Source organism: Sulfitobacter noctilucae (assembly GCF_000622365.1).
Lineage (GTDB): Bacteria > Pseudomonadota > Alphaproteobacteria > Rhodobacterales > Rhodobacteraceae > Sulfitobacter > Sulfitobacter noctilucae.
Genome location: NZ_JASC01000001.1, coordinates 49239 through 70708, shown reverse-complemented (window position 1 = coordinate 70708; position 21470 = coordinate 49239). Strand labels below are relative to the sequence as shown.

Here is a 21470-nt window from a genome sequence, read left to right as displayed (position 1 = left end):
TCCTGCGTTTTGTCTGGTGCAGGCCTAGGAACAAAAGAAGAAGCGGACAAGCGCGCGGTGGACCCTGAGGAGGCTGAAAACGACATCTGCGCAGCTTGTCGTCCTGCGCAGTGTTTGCCAGCCGCAGGCCGCCCAACGAAAAACCGCGCCCCTTTGCAGGGACGCGGCTGTATAATTCCGGCTGTGTGTTGCGCTTAGCGGCGCAGGCCCAGACGTTTGATAAGGTCCTGATAACGGGCCTCGTCTTTGCTTTTGGCATAGTCCAAAAGCTTGCGGCGTGTTGCCACCATCTTGAGCAGACCACGGCGGCCGTGGTTGTCTTTTTTGTGGGTCTTGAAGTGCTCTGTCAGCGTCGCGATGCGCGAGGACAGGATCGCAACCTGAACTTCAGGCGAACCTGTGTCGCCTTCGGTCGTGGCGAACTCTTTCATGATGCGTGCTTTTTCTTCAGCTGTGATCGACATCGGGGTCTCCTTTCAAGGAAATGAGTAAAAGAAATGGCGCAGGCCGGGATGTCGTCCAGCTCTGGCCCGTGGAGATGCGCCGCTGATCCGGGAATCAACGGTCGACGCTGGCGTATAGGAAAGATCGCGGCAGATGGCAAAGGATAAATGGACCTGGGTGCCCGCTATGCCTCGACCAACTCCAACGCGATGGCCGAACTAAGGGGGATCAGCGAGATTTCGGCAGTTGTCAGGGGGCTTGAGCCGCTGACCTGCGCCACAACCTGATCGCCCATTAGTACTTGCAACTGCCCGTCGGCATCAGGATCATCCCGCACAGTGACCTCTGGCGGTTCAATTGCTTCGCCGCTGTCATCCCAAACAAAAAGAAGCGAATCGTCCGCATCCTCGAAGTCAATGATCTCGGCCGCGGGGCCGCTGGCGACCCATTCCCCCAGCACGATCTGGTCTGCGCCGCTGCCGCCATGCACGACATCACCCTGACCCGCGATGATCAGATCGTCACCGCCGCCACCGTTCAGGAAATCGGAGCTGTCAGTGTCTATCAGCGCGTCAGTCTCTGCGTCCGGTACCACTCCGACAAGCGTATCATTTCCAAAACCGCCAAATAGCGTGTCTGCGCCTGCGTCCCCGCTCAGTTGGTCATCGTCCAACCCGCCGGTCAGGGCATCATCGCCCGCGCCACCTGACAGCGTATCAGCGCCTGCCGAACCGTTCAGATCATCGTCGCCCGCATCGCCAAAGATGACATCATCATCGTTCTGACCTACCAGAATATCGTCTTCCGAGCCGCCATACAGTTCATCGTTTCCGTCCGCGCCGATCAGGCTGTCTTCACCAGCGTCGCCAGACATCGTGTCGTTTCCGTCTTCGCCAAGCGCCTCATCGTCACCCTCACCAGCAGACAGCAGATCGTCGCCCGCCCCTGCGCCAATACGGTCGGCCGCGTCGGTGCCGTTGATGTCATCTGCATCGCCAGTGCCAAGGATCACGTTCAGCCGGGCGATATTCGTGTCTTCCTCGGGCAGCGCGTTAAGGTCTTCGGACTCGTCCTCCTCGATGCCGATATCGACGTAAGCAACGGCGCTGACGGCCATAAGACCCATTAAACCTGCCAACCACAACATGCGTGAAAATTCCCAACTAGCCCCAAGGCGGACCTTTGCCACTCGCAAAAAAAAGCCACAATCCTCGCCTCAGGTCAAAACCAAAGAGGTTAATTAGTTAAGGTTTCACTGCCGACCTGCCATTCAATCGGGGCCTGTGCATAGGGCAGATACAGCGGATGTTTGGGGTGGCCGGCTTTGGACAGACCAAGATGAAACAGGGGTTTGCCAAGCCTGTGCAAAAGTGTGGCGACCTCAGGTCCGCGTCCGCCATGTGCGCCGTGGGTGCCCCAGGCGGCAATGATATGATCGGCCCATTCCACGGCTTCGGTCAAAGCGGTATCGTTATCCGGTCCCACCGGGTCCGCCGCGCGGCGCATCTCGCGCGGGTCGGTGGCGCGGAAAGCAAAGATGTTGGTCACTCTGAAAGCGCCAAAGCCCAGATGCCGCGCCCGCCGCTCGCAACGCTCCACAGTCGGGTCATTTTGCACTTCGGTCGCGGTTGAGGGATTGAGCATCACAAAGGTCAGCCGCCGCCCGTCCGCATCCCATTCCCGCGTCAGGCTGTAGCGGTACGCCTCGCAAGTCGAATAGACAGCGGTCGAAGGCGCATCGCCCTTGGTATGACTGCGTACAATCACCGGATCAGACGTTGAACACCCGGTTGGGGTGCAATTCACCGGACTTGTATCGCCCGACCGCAACAGCTTTGCCGTCCAGCGAGGCCCAACATTCATCGCCGTATTCGACGTCATTCGCCAAGACCATACCGGGGTTCCCGTTGCGCAGACGGGTGGCACCCTCTGCGGTTGCTTTCACTTCGGGCAGATCGCACAGGCCCTGTTCCAGCGGCAGCAGGTGAGCATCCAGATCAGGGGTGCGGGCCATGCCCTCGATCTGTTCCAACGTCAGCGCATCTTCGACCTCGAACGGACCTGACCAGATACGGCGCAGCTCGCGTACATGACCGTAACAGCCCAGCGCCTCGCCCAGATCCCGCGCGATGGATCGCACATAGCCGCCTTTGCCACAGACCATCTCGAGCGTGACGTGATCGGCATCGGGCCGGTCGATCAGCAACAGGCTGTCAACATAGAGAGGGCGTGCCGCGATCTCCATCTCTTCGCCATCGCGGGCGCGCTTATAGGCGCGTTCCCCGTCGATCTTGACCGCCGAGAATTGCGGCGGCACCTGTTCGATGTCACCGATGAACGGTGCCAAAGCATCCTTGATCGCCGCGTCGTTGGGACGCAGATCGGATGTCCGCAAAACCTCGCCTTCGGCATCATCGGTATTGGTGGCGACCCCAAGGCGCACAGTAAAAGTATAGGCTTTGAGCGCGTCGGTGATAAACGGAACCGTCTTGGTTGCTTCGCCCAGAGCGATGGCGAGAATACCAGTTGCGTCAGGGTCCAACGTGCCTGCGTGGCCAGCTTTTTTGGCATCCATCGCCCAGCGCACTTTGTTAACGACAGCGGTGGATGTAGGCCCGGCAGGTTTGTCCACCACCAGCCAGCCCGATATATCCCGCCCTTTGCGTGTGCGCCCCATGAAACCCTCTTTGTTCAATTGCGCCCGCGCTATACTGTGCCTTGGCGCGGGCGCCTAGCCGCTTTTGCCTATTCGGCGGGTTCCACGACCCCGATGATTGGCCCCAGAGTGGTAAACCCCGTCCCACTACGCCCCAGATCGGGGGCGCGCAGGCGCGAGATATTGCCGTCGAAGTAAAGCGCGCTGGACAGGCCGAGGTGATCGCGGAACAGGCTGCCGAACTCGTAAAACGTTACCGCCGTATCCGATATGGCAAAGATCGCCCGCGTGCCGTCGTCACTGGTGCCAACCCCGTTGCGAATATAGCGCGAGGTGCTGTCGACCAGAAAGCGCGGGTGCAATGCCCCATCAATCACCAGCATAGGGCCGGATTGCGTGGCAGAGCGACAGGCTGGTGCCTCGGCAAGAAAGACCGTGGTTTCAAAGACATCTGCACGCCCGTCACGCAGGCACAACACCCCGTTAGGCAGCAGGCCAAAATTGCCGGGACCGGCATTAGGGATCACGCGCTGTACCTGTTTGCCGTTCTCAAGGTAATGGCCCACAGGGCTGCGGTCTTCGTGGTACATACCTGCGTTTGTCGCAAAGCCCAGACGCATGCCATCCCGCTGCAAAGCCGCGTCCAGCGTGCCGAAATAGCCAAAGACGCTGCCGTCTTCGTCGGCCAGAAATAGCTCTAACCGTTCGCGAGTCATATCGACCTCGCAGATGGTATAGACTTTTTCGTTGTAGGTATCCTCACGGCACTCTGCAGCGGCGGCAGGCAGAGGCAGCAGCATCAGAAACGCAAAGGCGGCGCGTATCATTCCTCAGGTGCCGTGTCTGGCGCATCGGCATCACGCCGCACCACGTCCTGCGCCAGCATCCGACGTGTTTCGTCCATCTGATCGAATGTCTGATCCAGCTGAAACCGCAGATCGGGCGAGAATTTCAGAGTCAGCTTCTTGGCCACCTGTTTGCGCAGCTCACCCTTGTTACGGGCCAGAAGCTTGAGCAAATCTTCCTTGCCCTCACCGCCTAGCGGCAAAACATATGCTGTAGCGATCTTGAGGTCCGGAGAGGTGCGCACTTCGCCCACGGTAATCGACAAACGGTTCAGCTCGGGGTCATGCACATCCCCGCGTGCCAGCACATCCGACAGGGCACGCCGAATGGTTTCGCCTACGCGAAGCTGTCGTTGCGACGGGCCAGCGCCCTCATGAAACTTGTTTTTTCCCATGCGCCCTACCTAAGCACTCCCAATGCCTTTGCCAAGGCGGGGCAGGCGGGCTAAACCCGACATCATATCACGGCAGGAGCGTACCAATGACAAACACCCCCCGCATCGCGATTACTGGCGCATCGGGCCGCATGGGCCGGACGTTGATCGGGTTGGTCGCCGCCTCAGATCAGATGACGCTGACCGGGGCGATCGAGCGGCCCGGTCACGACTGGCTCGGTCGCGATGTTGGCACAGCCATGGGTGGTGCCCCCCTCGGCGTCACAGTCAGCGACGATGCCGCCAATGCCTTGAAAAATGCGGAGGCAGTAATTGATTTCACGGCCCCTGCCGCCACACTCGAATTTGCGGCGGTCGCCGCGCAGGCCGGCATCGTTCATGTCATCGGCACCACAGGCATGTCTGACGATGAAATTGACGCTCTCGATGAATTCACTGACCGCGCAACGATCATCCGCGCAGGCAACATGAGCCTTGGGGTGAACCTGTTGACGCAGCTCACGAAACGGGTCGCCGCGGCCCTCGATGAAGACTACGATATCGAGGTGATCGAGGCGCATCATAATCAAAAGGTCGATGCGCCCTCCGGCACGGCCTTGATGCTGGGTGAGGCTGCGGCCGAAGGACGTGGTGTAAAGCTCTCCGAAGTGTCAGATAGGGGCCGCGACGGCATTACCGGCGCGCGCAAACGCGGTGACATCGGGTTCACGGCCATTCGGGGGGGCGACATCATCGGCGAACATGACGTGATGTTCGCGGCCCTGGGCGAGCGAATCATCCTGCGCCATGTGGCATCTGACCGGTCTGTCTTTGCCCGTGGTGCGCTCAAGGCTGCTATTTGGGGGCAGGGCCGTGCGCCGGGTGCCTACGATATGCTGGATGTTCTAGGCCTGTCCGACCCTGCCTGAGCGCGAAAATTTTTCCGGTTTTGAAACCTTTCGGTCTTACCCTACGTTACTTCGTCAGCAAAGTAGTAATGGAGGTTCCGTTGAAGGTATTCGCTATCGCACTCACAGCCGCTGTGGTCGGCCTCACAACGCCTGCAATGGCGGAGTATCAACAGGTGACCACCCGTGACGATTTTATGAATCTGGTCAGTGGTAAATCCCTGACGCGCCCCTTGGTCCGCATCAATGTGCTGAACGACGGCAGCATCTCTGGCAAGGGTGCCACTTGGGATGTAACCGGCAAATGGTCTTGGGAAGGTGGATATCTTTGTCGCTCGCTGAACTGGGGCGGCGATGATCTGGGCTACAACTGCCAAGAAGTTAAAACCAATGGCAGCAAAGTCCGCATTACATCTGACAAAGGGACGGGCGATTCAGCAGATTTCACTCTGCGTTGATTGGCACCTTTAGCGTAAAACTCAAAAGTCGATCGCGATCCCTTTTTTCTCCCAATCGCCATATCGAACGGGTTCAGGCCCGTCTCTGCCACCCAATTCGGGTGGCAGTTCCAATTCGGCGTCCCGCTTGCGGCGCTCTGCGGCTTCGGCCAACGCGCGCTGTGCAGCAGGGGGCAAATCCTGCGCTGTCGGCGTAGGGGTTGGATGCGGCCTGCCGGGTGTCGGAATGGGCCGGGGTGCCGGATCAGGTGTTTGCGGCGGCCTGCCGGGCAAATCAGGTGCCGGGGACGGCGCAGGTTGGCCGGGTGTATCGGGGATGGGCCGGGGGGCAGGATCGCCGCCTTGGGCCTGTATCTTCTCTCTATCAGTCATAACGTCCTCTTGAGGCATCTATACGTTTGATATACGCCACTTCTTCAAACGGACAACCCGCAGAGGATCACGCCTTCATGTCAAACACCGGCGTTCAGGCCCGCAGAAGTGCTGTTTACCTCCTTGACCAAATTCTTGGCGAAGAACCGCGTCTCATGTCGGAAATGTTGGCTTCCGGCGTTCTGGACAAACTCTCGCCAGACGACCGTGCCCGCGCCCAGCGGCTTGCGCTTGAAGCCCTTCGCGGGATGGAACGTGCCGACAGGCTGTTGCAGAAGCATCTGAAAAAGCAACCACCGTTGACCATCCAGAATGTCTTGCGCGTGGGCACGATTGAACTGTGTCAGGGCGGGGCGGCACATGGCGTCGTCAACGCGATGGTCAGCCTTGTCGGCCAGCATAACAAACTGAGCCACCTTAAAGGGCTGACCAACGCAGTCTTGCGCAAGATCGCCGCCGATGGCCCTGCCGCGTGGGACGCATTGCGCGCGCCGCGTTTGCCCAAATGGTTGCGCGGCCCCTTGGTCGAGGCTTGGGGTGCCGAAGCGATGGGGGCGATGGAAATCGCCCACTTCAAAGGTGCCCCTCTGGATCTGACCCCCAAAACCGATGCCGCCGCCGTTGCTGAAGCAACAGGTGGTACGCTGCTGCCCACGGGCTCTGTCCGCCTCACCACCCCCGGTCAGGTTTCTGCCATGCCCGGCTTTGCCGAAGGCGACTGGTGGGTGCAGGACGCCGCCGCAGCCGTGCCGGTCCAGGTGCTGGCCCCGCAAAAAGGCGAATCCATTCTCGACCTTTGCGCAGCGCCCGGGGGCAAAACCATGCAGCTTGCCGCCGCTGGTGCCGATGTCACAGCGGTAGACGATTCCGCACCACGCATGCAGCGGGTCACCGAAAACCTTGCCCGCGTGGGTCTGAAGGCCAAGACGCTGACCAAAGATGTCCGCGCCGTCAGAGGCCGTTTCGATGCGATCATTCTGGATGCGCCCTGTTCGGCCACCGGCACCATCCGCCGCCACGCCGATCTGCCCTATGCCAAGGATGGCTCCGAATTCGGTGACCTGATTGAAATGCAGGGCACTTTTATCGACCACGCTTGGTCCTTGCTGAAGCCCGGCGGGCGTATGGTCTTTTGCACCTGTAGTCTGTTGCCGGACGAGGGCGAAGTGCAGGTGGATGAAGCACTGGAACGCCATGGCGACATGACCGTGGACACCAGCGCCTTAACGCTGCCAGGCATTGATCCGGCTTGGGTGACCGAAGAGGGCGGATTGCGCCTGCGGCCTGATTACTGGCCGGATCTGGGCGGAATGGACGGCTTCTACATCGCGCTGCTGCGCAAGGCCGCCTGATCCCCGATCAGGGGGCCGGTGGGTTCTCAACCGCCAGATACTCTGCCTTCGGAATACGCGCGACACCGGTGATGCCCAGTGCGGCGCGGTCGGCCTGTGTCAGCTCGGCAATCGCCTCTGCAACCGCGTCGAACATCGTATCGGTCTGCTCGGTCCGGGCGGTAATATAGGGTGTGGCCGGTGTCGGATCGGTCCAGCCGATCACACGCAAGTCGCTGGCATGAGCGTCATACCGTTGGATCAAGCGCCAGCTGTGCCCGTCGATCACCGTGATGTCCGCATCGCCCCGCGCCACATCACGCGCCGAAAGGACATGCCCACCGCTGCCGCGCCGGTCCGAGAACCAGAACCCCGACTTGCGGGCCAGAAGCCAAGCCGACCCATAGCCGGACTGCGAACAATCCTGATTAAAGACAAACCGCGCGTCGGCAAAATCCGTAAGCGCCTCACGCGGATCATCGGCGCGGACTATGACTGCGCTGACGTAATGACCGGGCGGACAGCCCTCCAGCCCGAAATCTGGCGTGCCGATCAGACCCACTTGATCCGCCAATGTATTGCGATAGGGCATCCCGCAGGTCTGGCTGAACACCAGATCGGGAGACTGCCAAACATCAAATTCGGGTAGGTCGTTCGACAATTCGACCGGGGCCTCTATCCCGCGCCGGGCGAGGGCGTCACGGATCAGGGACCAATAGCGGGCGTTTTCTTCAGCCAGTTCCGGACGGGCGTACATCATCATACTGGCGATCATGGCAAAGGCTTTCTTGGCTGTGGTTCTACAGGTCCCTTACCGTGAATCACCAAGTGATTACACCGTCCAGATTGATCAATCCCGCCGATTGCATCCTGCCGGGTCAAAAAGCGGTGACACCCTGTGCCCTGCGGTCTATGATACGGCGCAAACGCCATCAGAGCGTGCAAGGGCAGCAGACGTATGTTCACTCTTTCCAGCATCAGGGCGCGGCAATCGCGCTTCTTGAACACGGTCCATGCGGCTGTGGCCACACGGACAAAGTCCACCGTCAAGGGTTTTGTCTCTTCTCCCGAACCGCGCACCATCGGGTCCTTTGCCCGTGGGCGGCAATTGCTGGCCGGGAATTATTTGTTCGCAGGCACGCTGATCAACGCGCCGGGTCACTCGATCTGGCAGGTCGTGGCCCCCGATGCGGGCTATGCCGCCGAGCTGCATGGCTTTGCATGGCTCGATGACCTGGCGGCAGTCGGCGACGCGCGGGCACGCAGCGCGGCGCAGGACTGGTTGTGGGGCTGGATTGATCTGTTTGGCAAAGGACGCGGGCCGGGGTGGTCGCCTGACCTGACGGGGCGACGCCTGATCCGCTGGATCAACCATGCGCTGTTTGTGCTGCGCGGACAGGAATCAGATCAAAGCCGCGCCTTCTATCGCTCGCTGGAACAGCAAACCCAGTTTCTCTCGCGCCGCTGGCGGGCCGCGGCACCAGGTCTGGCGCGGTTCGAGGCTTTGGTCGGGTTGATCTACGCCGGTTTGGCGCTGGAGGGGCAAGAAGCGCTCGCCGATCCAGCGATCAAGGCGCTGGCCCGCGAATGCAACCTGCAAATCGACGCGCAGGGCGGTCTGCCTACGCGCAATCCCGAAGAATTGCTGTCGGTCTTTACCCTGCTCACATGGGCCGCAGCGGCGCTCAGCGATGCGGGGCGCGGCTGTCCGAAGGAACATCTGGCCGCCATAGCCCGGATCGCGCCGACACTGCGCAGCCTGCGCCATACCGATGGCGGCTTGGCGCGGTTTCACGGTGGCGGGCGCGGGTTGGAAGGCTGGTTGGACCACGCGCTTGCGGCGTCCAAGGTCAAAGGTACCCAGCCCGGCGGGTTGGCCATGGGATATGCCCGCCTGTCCGCCGGGCGCACCAGTATCGTAATCGACGCGGCCCCCCCACCCAACGGCCGCGCCTCCCATAACGCACACGCGTCAACACTGGCGTTCGAGCTGACCTCGGGGCGGCGGCCGTTGGTCGTGAACTGCGGCTCTGGCGCGTCGTTCGGGCTCGATTGGCGCCGCGCGGGTCGTGCCACACCTTCTCATTCGACGCTATGCCTTGGCGGCTATTCCAGCGCACGGCTCGCGGATCCCGATCCCTCTACGGGGCACGAGGCGCTGATCGCCGGGCCGCGCCATGTGCCGGTCGAGATCAGCCAGAAACCGGACGGCACACAATTTCAGGGCGGTCATGATGGATATCTGGCGTCCCACGGACTGACCCACGCACGCACCCTTGATCTGACGCTGGATGGGCGCGGTCTGGCGGGCGAAGACATGCTGCTGGCGCTTGAAGAGAGCGACAAGCGCCGCTTCGATGCGGCGTTGGATGCGGGCAAGCTGAAGGGCCTGCGCTTTGACATACGTTTTCATCTGCATCCCGATGTGGATGCGACGCTTGATCTCGGCGGGGCTGCGGTGTCGATGGCGCTGAAAAGCGGCGAGATATGGGTGTTCCGTCACGATGGCACCCATAATTTGACGCTGGAACCGGGGGCCTATCTTGAAACCACCCGCCTGAAACCCCGCGCCGCACAACAGATTGTGCTCTCCGGCACCGCATTTACCTATGCAAACCGTGTCCGCTGGTCCTTGTCCAAAGCGCAGGAAACTGCGATTGCCGTGCGGGACTTGTCCATCGACGAGCCTCACCCGGAAGAAGACTGACCAAAGGACCACTCCATGACCGATCTCGCCCCCGTCAAACGCGCTTTGCTTTCCGTCTCTGACAAGACCGGATTGATTGAACTGGGCCGCGCCCTTGTGGGCCACGGCGTCGAATTGCTCAGCACCGGCGGCACGGCGCGCGCCCTGCGCGAGGCCGGGCTCGAGGTCAAAGACGTGGCCGAGGTGACAGGCTTCCCCGAGATGATGGATGGCCGCGTAAAAACGCTGCACCCTGTCGTGCATGGCGGGCTGCTGGCGCTGCGCGACAATGACGATCATGTATCTTCGATGAAAAAACATGACATCGGCGGGATCGATCTGGTGGTGGTGAACCTCTACCCGTTTGAAGAAACCGTGGCAAAAGGCGCGGCATACGCGGAAGTCATCGAAAACATCGACATCGGCGGCCCTGCGATGATCCGGTCGGCGGCCAAGAACCACGGCTTCGTGAATGTAATCGTCGATACCGCTGATTACGATGTCGTCATCGCCGAACTCAACGCCTACCAGGGCCACACGACCTATGCCTTGCGCCAGCGTCTTGCCCAGACCGCCTATGCCCGCACCGCCGCTTATGACACCGCTGTCAGCACCTGGATGGCGGCAGAAGTGGGTGGCACGCCGCGCCGCCGCACCTTTGGTGGCACGTTGGCCCAAACCTTGCGCTATGGCGAGAACCCCCATCAAAACGCGGCCTTCTATACAGATGGGTCAAACCGCCCCGGCGTGGCGACAGCCGAGCAGCATCAGGGCAAGGAACTGTCCTATAACAACATCAACGACACTGATGCCGCCTTTGAGCTGGTCAGCGAATTTGCGCCCGAAAACGGCCCCGCTTGCGCGATCATCAAACACGCCAATCCCTGCGGCGTTGCGACAGGCAGCACGATGGTCGACGCCTATACCCGCGCTTTCGACTGTGACCGCACAAGCGCCTTCGGGGGCATCATCGCGCTGAACCAGACGCTGGACGGCGAAACCGCCGAGGCGATCAGTGGCATCTTTACCGAAGTGGTCATCGCGCCCAGGGCCGATGCAGATGCCATTAAAATCTTTGCGAAAAAGAAAAATCTGCGCCTGCTGACCACGAATGGTCTGGCCACGCCCGATACCGCGCAACTGACCGCGCGGCAGGTTTCGGGCGGCTGGCTGGTGCAGGACAAGGACGTGGGCCGCATCACACGCGACGATCTGAAAGTCGTGACCAATCGCAGCCCGTCCGAGCAGGAGCTGAGCGATCTTCTGTTTGCCTGGACCGTAGCCAAACACGTCAAATCCAATGCCATTATCTACGTCAAAGACGGTGCCACCGTGGGTGTTGGCGCGGGCCAGATGAGCCGTGTGGACAGCACGCGGATTGCCGCACGCAAAGCGCAGGACATGGCCGAGGCGATGGGCTTGCCCGCACCACTGACCCAGGGGTCTGTCGTGGCGTCCGATGCGTTCTTCCCTTTTGCCGATGGTCTGATCACCGCTGCCGAAGCAGGTGCCACGGCGCTGATCCAGCCTGGTGGCTCCATGCGGGACGAGGAAGTCATCGCGGCCGCAGATGCCGTCGGATTGGCGATGGTCTTTACCAACATGCGCCACTTCCGGCACTAGGGGGCAAGCGGTGCGTGTTCTTTTCTGGTCTGCTTTCGCGGCCTTCCTTGTAGATCAGGCCAGCAAATACGTGGTGATCCACCTATGGCAGCTGTGGCGCATCCGCGTGATCGACGTGCTGCCGCCCTGGCTGAATTTTATCTACGGCGAGAACCGCGGCATCAATTTCGGCCTCTTCGGGGATGGATCGAACGCCAGCCGTTACATCCTTATCAGCCTTGCACTGGTGATCTGTATCGGTGTTCTGGTCTGGATGCGCCGGGGCCGTTTCGGCATCAAGGAACGGATCAGCGCCGGTCTTTTGATCGGGGGGGCGCTGGCAAATGTGGTGGATCGGCTGGTTTACGGCTATGTGCTCGACTTCATCAACAATTCGCTGCCGGGGTGGAATAATCCGTTTGTCTACAATCTGGCCGATGTGTTCATCTTTGCAGGTGCGATTGGTTTGATCCTGTTTGCCGATGACAAATCGAAAGCCCCCAAAAAACGGCAGTGACATTGCCCGTTGCCCTGCGTTATCAACACCCAACTGGTAGGAGATTTCTCATGCGCCGTTTTGCCTTACTCGTGCTGATCCCACTGGTCCTGTCGGCCTGTGCCAACAACGGGTTGCGGCAGGTGCGCAGCAACTCCACCGGCCCGGACGAATTCATCCTGCAACCTACTAAGCCTCTGGAAGCGCCAGCGAGCTATTCAGCACTTCCGCCGCCGACGCCGGGGCAGGCGAACCTGACCGACCGGTCCGCGATCGCCGAAGGCACCGCAACGGTTGGCGGCAGACTTGATGCAGCGGACGGTCCGATCCCTGCGAGCGATGGTGCCTTGGTGACCCATGCCAGCCGGTTGGGCGTGGCCCCCGGTATCCGTCAGGAGCTGGCCGAAACCGATGCGCAGTTCCGCAAGCGCAAGGCGCGGTTCACCCAGATCCGCATCGTACCTGTGGACCGGTACGAGCAAGCCTATCGCCGCGAGGCGCTGGACGCAGACAGCGAGGCGGCCCGCTGGCGCCGTGCAGGTGCGCGCACGCCTTCCTCACCACCCGCAAACTAGATCAACGGCTGGGTCGCAGGTTACAAAATTGTGAGAGACCTTGAAGTTGGCACCCCTGCGCGTACTTCATCTTCACAGCCGATAACCAAAGGATGATCCATGTTCCGATTGCCGATGCTCGCAACTGTATTTGCGTTCTGCACGCTGCCGTTTGTTGCCGGGGCCAGTGACGACGAAGCGGTGACTTTCTTCACGCTCGACAATGGTATGGATGTGGTGGTGGTCGAAGACCATCGCGCCCCGGCAGTCCAACAGATGGTCTGGTACCGCGCCGGTTCAGCGGATGAGCCCAAAGGCTCTTCGGGTGTCGCGCATTTTCTTGAGCATCTGCTGTTCAAGGCAACAGACAAAATGGAATCGGGCGAGTTTTCGGCGACAGTCGCTGCCAATGGCGGGCGGGACAATGCATTCACCAGCTATGATTACACAGCCTATTTCCAGCGCGTTGCGGCAGACCGGCTTGAGCTGATGATGCAGATGGAGAGCGACCGGATGAAGAACATCCGCCTGACACCCGACAATATCCGCACTGAACGCGACGTGATCTTGGAAGAACGCAACCAGCGTACCGACAACAACCCCGGTGCCCTGTTTCGCGAACAGATGAATGCCGCGCAGTATCTCAACCACCGATACGGCACGCCCATCATCGGCTGGCGCCACGAAATGGAAGAGCTGGACCTTGAGGATGCCCTGTCGTTCTACGAGCTATACTATTCGCCCAACAACGCCATCCTCGTGGTGTCGGGCGATGTAGAGCCTGAAGAGGTGCGTACACTGGCCGAGAAATACTATGGCGTGATCCCTGCGAACCCGGACCTGCCAGAGCGTTTGCGGACGCAAGAGCCACCGCAGACCGCGGAGCGCCGCATGATCTTTCGCGATGCACGGGTCGCCCAGCCTTATGTCAGCCGTTCCTACCTCGCGCCGGAACGCGACCCCGGCGCACAGGAAAAAGCCGCCGCGCTGACCATTCTGGCGGAAATTCTGGGCGGCGGCACCACGTCTGTCCTTGCAGACAAATTGCAGTTCGAGACTCAGGTCGCCACCTATACCGGTGCCTTTTACCGTGGTGCCACCCTTGATGATACGACCTTTGATGTCGTTGTCGTGCCCGCCGCCGGCACCAGCCTGCAAGAGGCCGAAGACGCGATGGATGGTGCCCTGCGTGAGTTTATGGAAGCTGGCGTTGATCCGGCACAGCTCGACCGTATCAAAAGCCAGATCCGCGCAGAGCAGATCTATGCCCGTGATGATGCCGAAAGCGTTGCCAACCGCTATGGTCAGGCGCTCTCCATCGGGCTGACGGTGGAGGACGTGCAGAACTGGCCCGATGTGTTGGAGGCCGTCACAAAAGAAGACATCATGCAGGCCGCGCGCGATGTATTCGATATCCGCACCTCGGTTACCGGCTGGTTGATGAAAGAGGAGGTCACGCAATGAGACTGTTCTACGCCCTGCTGCTTACACTCGTTGCCGCACTTCCGGCCCGTGCAGATGTTGATATCCAGTCTGTGACCAGCCCCGGTGGGCTGACCGCCTGGCTGGTCGAAGAACCCTCGATCCCTTTCGTCGCACTGGAAATCCGTTTCCGCGGTGGTGCATCTTTGGATGATCCCGACAAACGTGGCGCGGTCAACTTGATGACAGGCCTCTTGGAAGAGGGGGCAGGTGACATGGACGCCCGCGCCTTCATTCGCGCGCAGGAAAAACTGGCCAGCACCCTGAGCTTTGGCGCATCCCGCGACGAAGTATCCGTTTCAGCCAGGTTCCTGACCGAAAACCGCGATGCGACCATTGCGCTGCTGCGGTCGGCACTTCAGGAACCATTGTTTGAACAAAGCGCCATCGACCGTGTGCGGGGGCAAATCCTGTCAGGCATCCAGTCCGATCTGAAAGACCCCGGTGACATTGCCAGCCGCACGTTCAACGAGCTGGCCTTCGGCGATCATCCCTACGGCTTTACAACAAACGGCACCATCGAGTCGGTCACCGCTTTAACCCGCGATGATATCGTCGCGGCGCACCGTGCGGTACTAGCCCGCGACCGCATTTATATCGGTGCTGTCGGTGACATCACGCCCGATGAGCTTGGCACGCTGGTGGACGGCCTTCTGGGCGGCTTGCCGGAGACCGGTGCTCCCATGCCGCCGAAAGCCGATGTCACAATTCCGCCCGGCGTCACCGTCGTTGATTTCCCCACGCCGCAATCGGTGGCGCTCTTTGGCCAGAAAGGCATTGCGCAGGACGATCCTGACTTCTTCTCGGCTCTGGTGCTGAACCAGATCCTTGGCGGTGGATCGTTTGAAAGCCGCCTGATGAACGAAGTCCGCGAAAAACGCGGCCTGACCTATGGTGTCTATTCCTATCTGGCCAGCCGTGATCTGGCGAATGTCTATATGGGATCTGTCAGTTCCTCCAACGATCGGATTGCCGAAGCCATCGAAGTGATCCGCGATGAATGGACCAAGGCCGCCGAGAACGGTGTGACCCAGCAGGAATTGCAGGACGCCAAAACCTATATAACCGGCTCCTATCCGCTGCGGTTTGACGGTAACGGCCCGATTGCCAGTATCCTTGTGGGCATGCAGATGCTGGGCCTGCCGATTGATTACATCCCAACCCGAAACGACAAGGTTGAGGCGGTGACGCTGGAAGACGTCAAGCGCGTCGCGGCAGAGCTGCTCGAGCCCGAGAACCTGCATTTCGTCGTTGTTGGTCAGCCTGAGGGGTTGGAGACAACTGCCGGAAATTAAATCTGAACAAGAGGTAAACGGGGTCGGTAAAGCCTTGTGCCCCAACAAAAACAAAGGGCTGTCCCCGCTGGGACAGCCCTTTTTCTTATCGATGAAACCAATCCGATCCCTATTCGCCGTAAGGCACCCAGATGTTTTTGACCTCTGTTGCAGCTTCCAGGAACGTCCGACCCTCGCCCGCGTTGCCCAGCCAATCCCGCGCGACACCGTTGTTAACCCATGTCCGCTTGAGGTTGCTCGCCGATCCGCGCTCTACAACTTCGCTCAATCCTGCGGTGCCAAAACTCCAGACCGCATCGACATCCATATGTCGCGCCATCGGCTCTGCCACATCTGCCTGCGGGCCGGTCAGGATATTGACCACACCGGCGGGCACATCAGAGGTCTCTAGCACCTGAACGAAATCCGTCGCGGCCAGTGGAAACGGCTCCGACGCGGCGAGGATCACACGATTGCCCATCGCAATAGCGGGGGCCATGCAGGAAACCAGACCCAGCAGCGGCACCTCTGCCGGACACAGCGCGCCAATCACACCCACAGGTTCCTTCATCGCCATCGCCACGCCTCGGATCGGGACGCCGTGGACCTGGCCATCGAATTTGTCGGCCCATGCGGCGTAGGTAAAGAGCCGCCGTATACTGGCCTCGACCTCTTTCATACCGGCCCGTCCGCCTTGCATCGTATTCAGACGCTCCGCGAATTCCTCTGCCCGTGCATCGAGGTTTTCGGCGATGTAATAGAGGATCTGCGCCCGCAAATGCCCGGTTGCCTTGCTCCAGCCTTTGGCAGCCTGCGCCGCTTCTACGGCATTGCGCACATCCTTGCGGTTGGCGAGGCTGGCATGACCCAGCAGCTTGCCCGACTTGCCATAGACCGGCGCGGAGTATCCGCCGTCGGGCCGCGACTGCTTGCCCCCGATATAGAGCTTGGCCGTCCGGTCGATCCCCTCTGCCGGGCCGCCATCACCCGCAGATGCGGTGATCTGCTTGAGCGGTTTTGCCGCCCCCTTCGGCTTGGTATAGGCACTTAAACCTTCCCAGCCACCTTCACGTCCAAAACCGCTTTCGCGCACCCCGCCAAAACCCGCAGCCGCGTCCATCAGATTGGTGCCATTCACCCAGACGATGCCTGCGGCCAGTTTGGGCGCGATGTCCAGCGCCAGATTGATGTTCTCGGACCAGACCGTCGCGGCCAGCCCGTAGCGCGTGTTGTTGGCCAGTTGCACCGCCTCCGCAGGGGTGCGGAAGGTGGTAGAAACCAGCACAGGCCCAAAGATTTCTTCCTGCATCAGCGTATCGGCGGGGTTCAGCCCGGTGATCAAAGTCGGCGGATAGAAACACCCGTCCTGCGGCACATCGGTCGCGGCCACATGGGTCTCGCCGCCAGTATGCTGCGCAACCATCTCGCTCACCGCGCTCACCTGCACCGGGTCGACCATGGCACCCACATCAATGCTTTTGTCCAAGGGAGAGCCGACGCGCAGTTTGTCCATCCGCGCCCGCAGTTTGGCGTAGAACAGATCCGCGACAGGTTCGTGCACCAGCAAGCGCGAGCCTGCGCAGCAGACCTGCCCCTGATTGAACCAGATCGCGTCAACCAGACCCTCAACGGCACTGTCCAGATCGGCATCATCGAACACGATGTAGGGGGACTTGCCGCCCAGCTCCAGGGTCAGCGCCTTGCCACTGCCCGCGGTGACCTCGCGAATGCGCTGCCCCACGGTGGTTGAGCCGGTGAATGCAATTTTGTCTACCTCGGCAGCCACAATCATTTCGCCCACTGCGCCATCGCCGGTCACGATGTTGACCACACCTTTGGGCACACCCGCCTGTCTGCAAATGTCCGCAAACAACAATGCCGTCAGCGAAGTGTACTCCGCCGGCTTCAACACAACCGTATTGCCCATCGCCAGCGCCGGGGCCACTTTCCAGGCCAACATCAACAGCGGGAAGTTCCACGGGATGATCTGCCCGCACACGCCCAAAGCCTCCCGCTCCGGCAGCTCGGCCGCCATCAGCTGCGCCATACCGGCATGATAATAGAAATGCCGCTGCGCCAAAGGCACATCAATGTCACGCGCTTCACGGATCGGCTTGCCGTTGTCCAGCACCTCCAGCACGGCGAACAATCGCGCATGTTTCTGCAACAACCGCGCAATCGCATAGAGCATCTTTGCGCGCCCGTGTCCCCCTTGAGCGGCCCAGTCTGACTGTGCCTTACGGGCCGCTTTCACGGCGGCATCTACATCCTCCTGTGTCGCCTGGGACAAAGTGGCCAGCACGTCCCCCGTCGCGGGATTGCGGCTTTCAAACCCGGCACCGGGAGGCGTGTAAACACCGTCAATAAAATGCCCGAAACGGCCGCCCTGATCGACAATCCACGCCAAGGCCTCAGCGGCTGATTCCGGCGCCTGCCCATAGTCCATCGTCTCGAAAATATCAGCGACACTCATGGTTTCACCCTTTTAAAAATACCCGACACACCGCCTGCTTTACGCGCATCAACTGCTGGCATGGCGGTATCCTGCGGAATAATGACCAGTCACATGATGCTCCAACTGCCGCTCGATATCATTGAGAAGCGATGACGCGCCAAAGCGGAAGAGGTCCGGGCGCAGCCAACGGTCCCCCAGTTCTTCCTTCATCAGTGCAAGATAGGTGACCGCATCCTTCGCCTTCGATATTCCGCCCGCTGGCTTGTAGCCTACGCGTATCCCCGTCCGGTCGTAATAATCGCGGATCGCCCGGATCATCACCAGCGACACGGGCAGCGTGGCATTCACGCTTTCCTTACCCGTCGACGTCTTGATGAAATCTGCGCCCGCCATCATGCACACCAGTGACGCCCGTGCCACATTGCGCAACGAGCCCAACTCGCCTGTGGCAAGAATCGCCTTTACATGCGCATCACCGCAGGCCGCGCGCATCGCTGACATCTCGTCATAAAGGGCCTGCCAATTGCCTGACAGCACATGGCGGCGCGAGATCACAATGTCGATTTCAGCGGCCCCATCGGCCACGCTCATTTCGATCTCTTTCAAACGCAGCGGGAACGGAGAAAGCCCAGCCGGAAATCCGGTCGAAACCGCCGCCACGGGAATGCCGGTGCCAGCGAGCGCGGCAACGGCTGGAGGGATCATCTCGTGATAGACGCAGACAGCGCCTGTCGTGATCGGCCCCATCCCGAGCGCGTCAAGCAGCGCGGGGGCAACCGGCTGCCGTGCTTTTGCACAAAGCCGTTCCACACGCCGCGCTGTATCGTCGCCGGATAGCGTTGTCAGATCAATGCAGGTCACAGCCCGCAATAGCCACGCCGCCTGATGCGCCTTTTTCACTGACCGCCGTGCCGCGATGTTGCCCGCCCGCCGTTCGATGGCCGATGTATTTGCCTGCGCGCTCAGCACCCAATTCAAATCCAGCGGCAGGCCGGGATTGCGCATTTCGGTTACCTGCGGCAGGTGCGTTTGCTCTGTGCTGGTATCGCTAGATGTTTGCGGGTTCAGGGGGGCGGTCATCGACGTCTCCTGTGGGATCAGAGGCCGCAGGGTGCCATGCTCTCAAGGGTTTTGGCAAGCGCGGTTGGCGCGAGGGAAGGGGACTTTGTCCTGCCTCGCGTCACGAACCGCGATAGGTCGAATAGCCGAACGGCGACAGAAGCAAGGGCACATGGTAATGCGCTTGAGAGTCAGAGATTCCAAAGCGCAGCGGGATCACGTCGAGAAAACGCGGGTCTTCGGCAGAGGTGCCATTGGCGTCGAGATAGGCACCGGCTTCGAACACAAGCTCGTATGTGCCGGTGTGAAAAGCGTCTGCAGGCAGTATGGGGCTGTCCGTGCGCCCATCCGCATTGGTGCGCATTTCGGCAAGCTTGGTCCGTGTCTCCCCCTCGATCCGGTACAGCGTGATCTTCAGATCCGCCGCGGGCATGCCACGCGCGGTGTCCAGCACATGGGTGGTCAGGTAACCTTCGGCCATCGTCTTTCTCCTTCACTCTTGTTCTGCAGGTCGCCACACTTAAACTTTCACGCCAAAAGGGAACAATCCAAGCGCAAAGAATTATTCTTCAGCTGATTCGCAGTTTTTCATACAGCGATTCGTTTTTGCTTTGACCTGCGAATCATCCCTTGCTTATAAAGGCGAACAACCAAGAGATGTGTGCTCTATCATTTAAACACACAATATCAGGTATTTTGTCTGGGGGATGCAATGCCAAGCTGGATGACGGGGGCTTTCGCGGCTCTTGTCTTTTTTACATCTATCGTGGCCGCGCAGGACCAAAGAGCAGCAGTCGCCGCCTCTTTTACCTTCAATGGTGCAACTGTGACGATCCATCGCGATGCGCCTGCGCCTGATATCGCGGCGCGTTTCGGGGCAACGCACGGGGCCTGTGATGGACCGTGCATCGACCCGATTCAGGGACCCGACGGCATAGCAACGCTGGGCGAGATGGAGGTGCTGACCTTCCTCGGTAACAAGGTGCAAGACAGCACCGGCCTGATGGTCGATGCGCGCTCCCCCCTAAACCGCGCCAAAGGCTATATTCCCGGCACTGTGAACCTGCCCCACACCGCTGTCGTGCCGGGCAGCACCATGCGCTCGGAGATTCTAATTGCGCTCGGTGCGCGAGAATTTGATGGCGTCTACAACTTTGCTGACGCACCGGATTTGCTGGTCTACGACAATGGCCCGCTGGATTCAGCCGGCACTCTCTTGGTCACCTATATGCTGGCAGCAGGCTTTCCACCCGAGAAGCTGAGCCAGTATCGCGGTGGCATGCTGGTCTGGGCCACACTGGGTCTGAATATCGACGAAGGGCAATCCTGACATGACCAAGATGGAAGACCCTGTCACGCCAACCATCACATTTGACAGCTACGTGCTGCCTGAAACAGTCAAGCAAAAGCCAAATACGCGGGCGATTGTGCAAGCCCGCTATCAAGCGATTGTCGAACGCCGCGCCAAGGCAGCGGCTGACAGGCAGTCAATTGAAGAGCAGCCTGAGCCAAAATCAACTCCGCTGCGACAAAGGCTGCAAATCGCTTTGCCTGCGCAGGGGCAAGCGTGGCTTTCGCGCCTGCCATCAGGAGGCCCGATCACCGCGGTCGTGGCGATCGGCGTGGTGACCTTTGCGCTGGGTGTGGCCCTCGCCCTGTCAATCGCCGGACCGCAGGAGGTTGCCGGGACTCGAAATAATGATGCGCAGTCCGTTACGCGCCAGCAATCGCCCGATCTGACCTCTACCACTGCGCTGCACCAACAGGAAATTGCGACTGCCCTGTCCGCGGAAGCGGCCCCGCAGGACAAACCTCAGCCCCTGATGGCAGCGCAAAGCATTCTAGGCAGTGAGACGATGCTAGCACTGCGCGCGGCAGTGCTCGCCGGTTCCTATACAATTGCCGAGAAAGACGCCGAAGGGTTCGGCCGTCTGGCGCTGACCTTGAATAATGGCGAGGCCAGCAGCCTCAACGCCGATGCATTGCTTTCCGCCGCAGCCGAACAGGGGGCACTGACCATCCCCGCTTCGTTCAGCACGCCGGAAGGGCAGATGGACGCAGACACCATGCTGTTCAGCCTGATCCAGAGCGCCCTCATGCAAGAGGCAACCTTTGCAAGCCGCGAAGCCGCCCGCCAGATGAGCCGACGCGTTTTTGCAGCCTCAAACGCGACGACACAGAAGATAAACGGCCAGCGTACCTATGCGGTGCGCCCCGGCGACAGCCTTGCCTATATCGCCATGCAATTTTACGGCCGACCTGATGCCTATACGCGCATCCTGTCGGCGAACGCAGAGGTCTTGACCTCGCCAACAGAGATACGGACCGGCCAGCGACTAACAATCCCTCAGTAAAATAATAAACACAGTTGCAGCAGCCGGATCGGCAGCGGGTCGTCTCCCATTGGCGGCCCGCTTGCGTTTTGGGGCCGGGGCATCACCGCATGGATTGAAGCGTCGACCCGTTCCGTGCAA

The 21470-nt window shown here is 60.4% G+C and carries 22 protein-coding genes; 11 read left to right on the top strand and 11 right to left on the bottom strand.

Features of this window, described 5'->3' with window-relative positions:
- Positions 1-194: 194 nt before the first annotated feature.
- The 6 genes from rpsO to rbfA form a co-directional block, all read right to left on the bottom strand.
- Positions 195-464 (bottom strand): 30S ribosomal protein S15, encoded by a 270-nt coding sequence (gene rpsO, locus Z945_RS0100350; RefSeq protein WP_025050139.1) that lies wholly within the window; start codon positions 462-464, stop codon positions 195-197.
- A 164-nt stretch (positions 465-628) separates the two neighbouring features.
- Entirely contained in the window at positions 629-1591 is a 963-nt protein-coding gene (locus Z945_RS20910) for a calcium-binding protein (RefSeq protein ID WP_025050138.1), read from the bottom strand.
- 89 nt (positions 1592-1680) lie between these two features.
- Positions 1681-2211: a DUF1643 domain-containing protein gene (locus tag Z945_RS0100340; RefSeq protein ID WP_025050137.1), complete on the bottom strand. Its 531-nt coding sequence runs from the start codon at positions 2209-2211 to the stop codon at positions 1681-1683.
- Between the two features lie 4 nt (positions 2212-2215).
- The gene (truB, locus tag Z945_RS0100335; RefSeq protein ID WP_025050136.1) at positions 2216-3121 is read right to left on the bottom strand and encodes a tRNA pseudouridine(55) synthase TruB; all 906 of its coding nucleotides are present in this window, start codon (positions 3119-3121) and stop codon (positions 2216-2218) included.
- A gap of 68 nt (positions 3122-3189) precedes the next feature.
- Positions 3190-3927: a phosphodiester glycosidase family protein gene (locus Z945_RS0100330; RefSeq protein WP_025050135.1), complete on the bottom strand. Its 738-nt coding sequence runs from the start codon at positions 3925-3927 to the stop codon at positions 3190-3192.
- The gene (gene rbfA / locus Z945_RS0100325; protein WP_025050134.1) at positions 3924-4340 is read right to left on the bottom strand and encodes a 30S ribosome-binding factor RbfA; all 417 of its coding nucleotides are present in this window, start codon (positions 4338-4340) and stop codon (positions 3924-3926) included. Before rbfA ends, Z945_RS0100330 begins: the two co-directional genes overlap by 4 nt.
- A gap of 86 nt (positions 4341-4426) precedes the next feature.
- Here rbfA and dapB point away from each other — a divergent pair, with 86 nt between their 5' ends.
- Together dapB and Z945_RS0100315 are read left to right on the top strand one after the other, a co-directional pair.
- Positions 4427-5248: a 4-hydroxy-tetrahydrodipicolinate reductase gene (dapB, locus tag Z945_RS0100320; RefSeq protein WP_025050133.1), complete on the top strand. Its 822-nt coding sequence runs from the start codon at positions 4427-4429 to the stop codon at positions 5246-5248.
- Positions 5249-5328: 80 nt separating this feature from the next.
- Entirely contained in the window at positions 5329-5685 is a 357-nt protein-coding gene (locus Z945_RS0100315; protein WP_025050132.1) for a hypothetical protein, read from the top strand.
- 21 nt (positions 5686-5706) lie between these two features.
- Here the strand turns inward: Z945_RS0100315 and Z945_RS19165 are convergent, their stop codons facing one another.
- Positions 5707-5913 carry a DUF1674 domain-containing protein gene (locus Z945_RS19165; protein ID WP_052862584.1) on the bottom strand — a complete coding sequence of 69 codons (207 nt, stop codon included), beginning with the start codon at positions 5911-5913 and terminating at the stop codon, positions 5707-5709.
- Positions 5914-6134: 221 nt separating this feature from the next.
- Between Z945_RS19165 and Z945_RS0100305 the strand changes: the two genes are divergently transcribed.
- Positions 6135-7409, top strand: a complete 1275-nt coding sequence (locus Z945_RS0100305; protein ID WP_025050130.1) for an RsmB/NOP family class I SAM-dependent RNA methyltransferase — start codon at positions 6135-6137, stop codon at positions 7407-7409.
- Between the two features lie 7 nt (positions 7410-7416).
- Here the strand turns inward: Z945_RS0100305 and Z945_RS0100300 are convergent, their stop codons facing one another.
- The gene (locus tag Z945_RS0100300; protein ID WP_025050129.1) at positions 7417-8163 is read right to left on the bottom strand and encodes a phosphate/phosphite/phosphonate ABC transporter substrate-binding protein; all 747 of its coding nucleotides are present in this window, start codon (positions 8161-8163) and stop codon (positions 7417-7419) included.
- Positions 8164-8346: 183 nt separating this feature from the next.
- Here Z945_RS0100300 and Z945_RS0100295 point away from each other — a divergent pair, with 183 nt between their 5' ends.
- From Z945_RS0100295 to Z945_RS0100270, 6 genes are all read left to right on the top strand, one after another.
- Entirely contained in the window at positions 8347-10095 is a 1749-nt protein-coding gene (locus Z945_RS0100295; RefSeq protein ID WP_025050128.1) for a heparinase II/III family protein, read from the top strand.
- Between the two features lie 15 nt (positions 10096-10110).
- A complete protein-coding gene (gene purH / locus Z945_RS0100290) occupies positions 10111-11697 on the top strand; it encodes a bifunctional phosphoribosylaminoimidazolecarboxamide formyltransferase/IMP cyclohydrolase (protein ID WP_025050127.1) in 1587 nt (528 codons plus the stop codon).
- A gap of 10 nt (positions 11698-11707) precedes the next feature.
- Positions 11708-12193 (top strand): signal peptidase II, encoded by a 486-nt coding sequence (gene lspA / locus Z945_RS0100285; RefSeq protein ID WP_025050126.1) that lies wholly within the window; start codon positions 11708-11710, stop codon positions 12191-12193.
- A 50-nt stretch (positions 12194-12243) separates the two neighbouring features.
- The gene (locus tag Z945_RS0100280; RefSeq protein WP_025050125.1) at positions 12244-12747 is read left to right on the top strand and encodes a DUF3035 domain-containing protein; all 504 of its coding nucleotides are present in this window, start codon (positions 12244-12246) and stop codon (positions 12745-12747) included.
- Positions 12748-12861: 114 nt separating this feature from the next.
- Positions 12862-14190, top strand: a complete 1329-nt coding sequence (locus Z945_RS0100275) for a M16 family metallopeptidase (protein WP_152541003.1) — start codon at positions 12862-12864, stop codon at positions 14188-14190.
- A complete protein-coding gene (locus Z945_RS0100270) occupies positions 14187-15503 on the top strand; it encodes a M16 family metallopeptidase (RefSeq protein WP_025050123.1) in 1317 nt (438 codons plus the stop codon). Before Z945_RS0100275 ends, Z945_RS0100270 begins: the two co-directional genes overlap by 4 nt.
- A gap of 109 nt (positions 15504-15612) precedes the next feature.
- Here the strand turns inward: Z945_RS0100270 and Z945_RS0100265 are convergent, their stop codons facing one another.
- The 3 genes from Z945_RS0100265 to uraH form a co-directional block, all read right to left on the bottom strand.
- Positions 15613-17955 carry an aldehyde dehydrogenase family protein gene (locus Z945_RS0100265; protein ID WP_025050122.1) on the bottom strand — a complete coding sequence of 781 codons (2343 nt, stop codon included), beginning with the start codon at positions 17953-17955 and terminating at the stop codon, positions 15613-15615.
- 48 nt (positions 17956-18003) lie between these two features.
- On the bottom strand, positions 18004-19017 hold the full coding sequence (gene deoC, locus Z945_RS0100260; RefSeq protein WP_037970176.1) for a deoxyribose-phosphate aldolase: 1014 nt from the start codon (positions 19015-19017) through the stop codon (positions 18004-18006).
- A 100-nt stretch (positions 19018-19117) separates the two neighbouring features.
- Positions 19118-19477: a hydroxyisourate hydrolase gene (uraH, locus tag Z945_RS0100255; RefSeq protein ID WP_025050120.1), complete on the bottom strand. Its 360-nt coding sequence runs from the start codon at positions 19475-19477 to the stop codon at positions 19118-19120.
- A gap of 231 nt (positions 19478-19708) precedes the next feature.
- Here uraH and Z945_RS0100250 point away from each other — a divergent pair, with 231 nt between their 5' ends.
- Both Z945_RS0100250 and Z945_RS0100245 read left to right on the top strand, forming a co-directional pair.
- Complete coding sequence (locus tag Z945_RS0100250; RefSeq protein ID WP_152540993.1) at positions 19709-20326, top strand: rhodanese-like domain-containing protein; 618 nt, start codon at positions 19709-19711, stop codon at positions 20324-20326.
- Between the two features lies 1 nt (position 20327).
- Positions 20328-21350: a LysM peptidoglycan-binding domain-containing protein gene (locus tag Z945_RS0100245; protein WP_025050118.1), complete on the top strand. Its 1023-nt coding sequence runs from the start codon at positions 20328-20330 to the stop codon at positions 21348-21350.
- Positions 21351-21470: the final 120 nt, after the last annotated feature.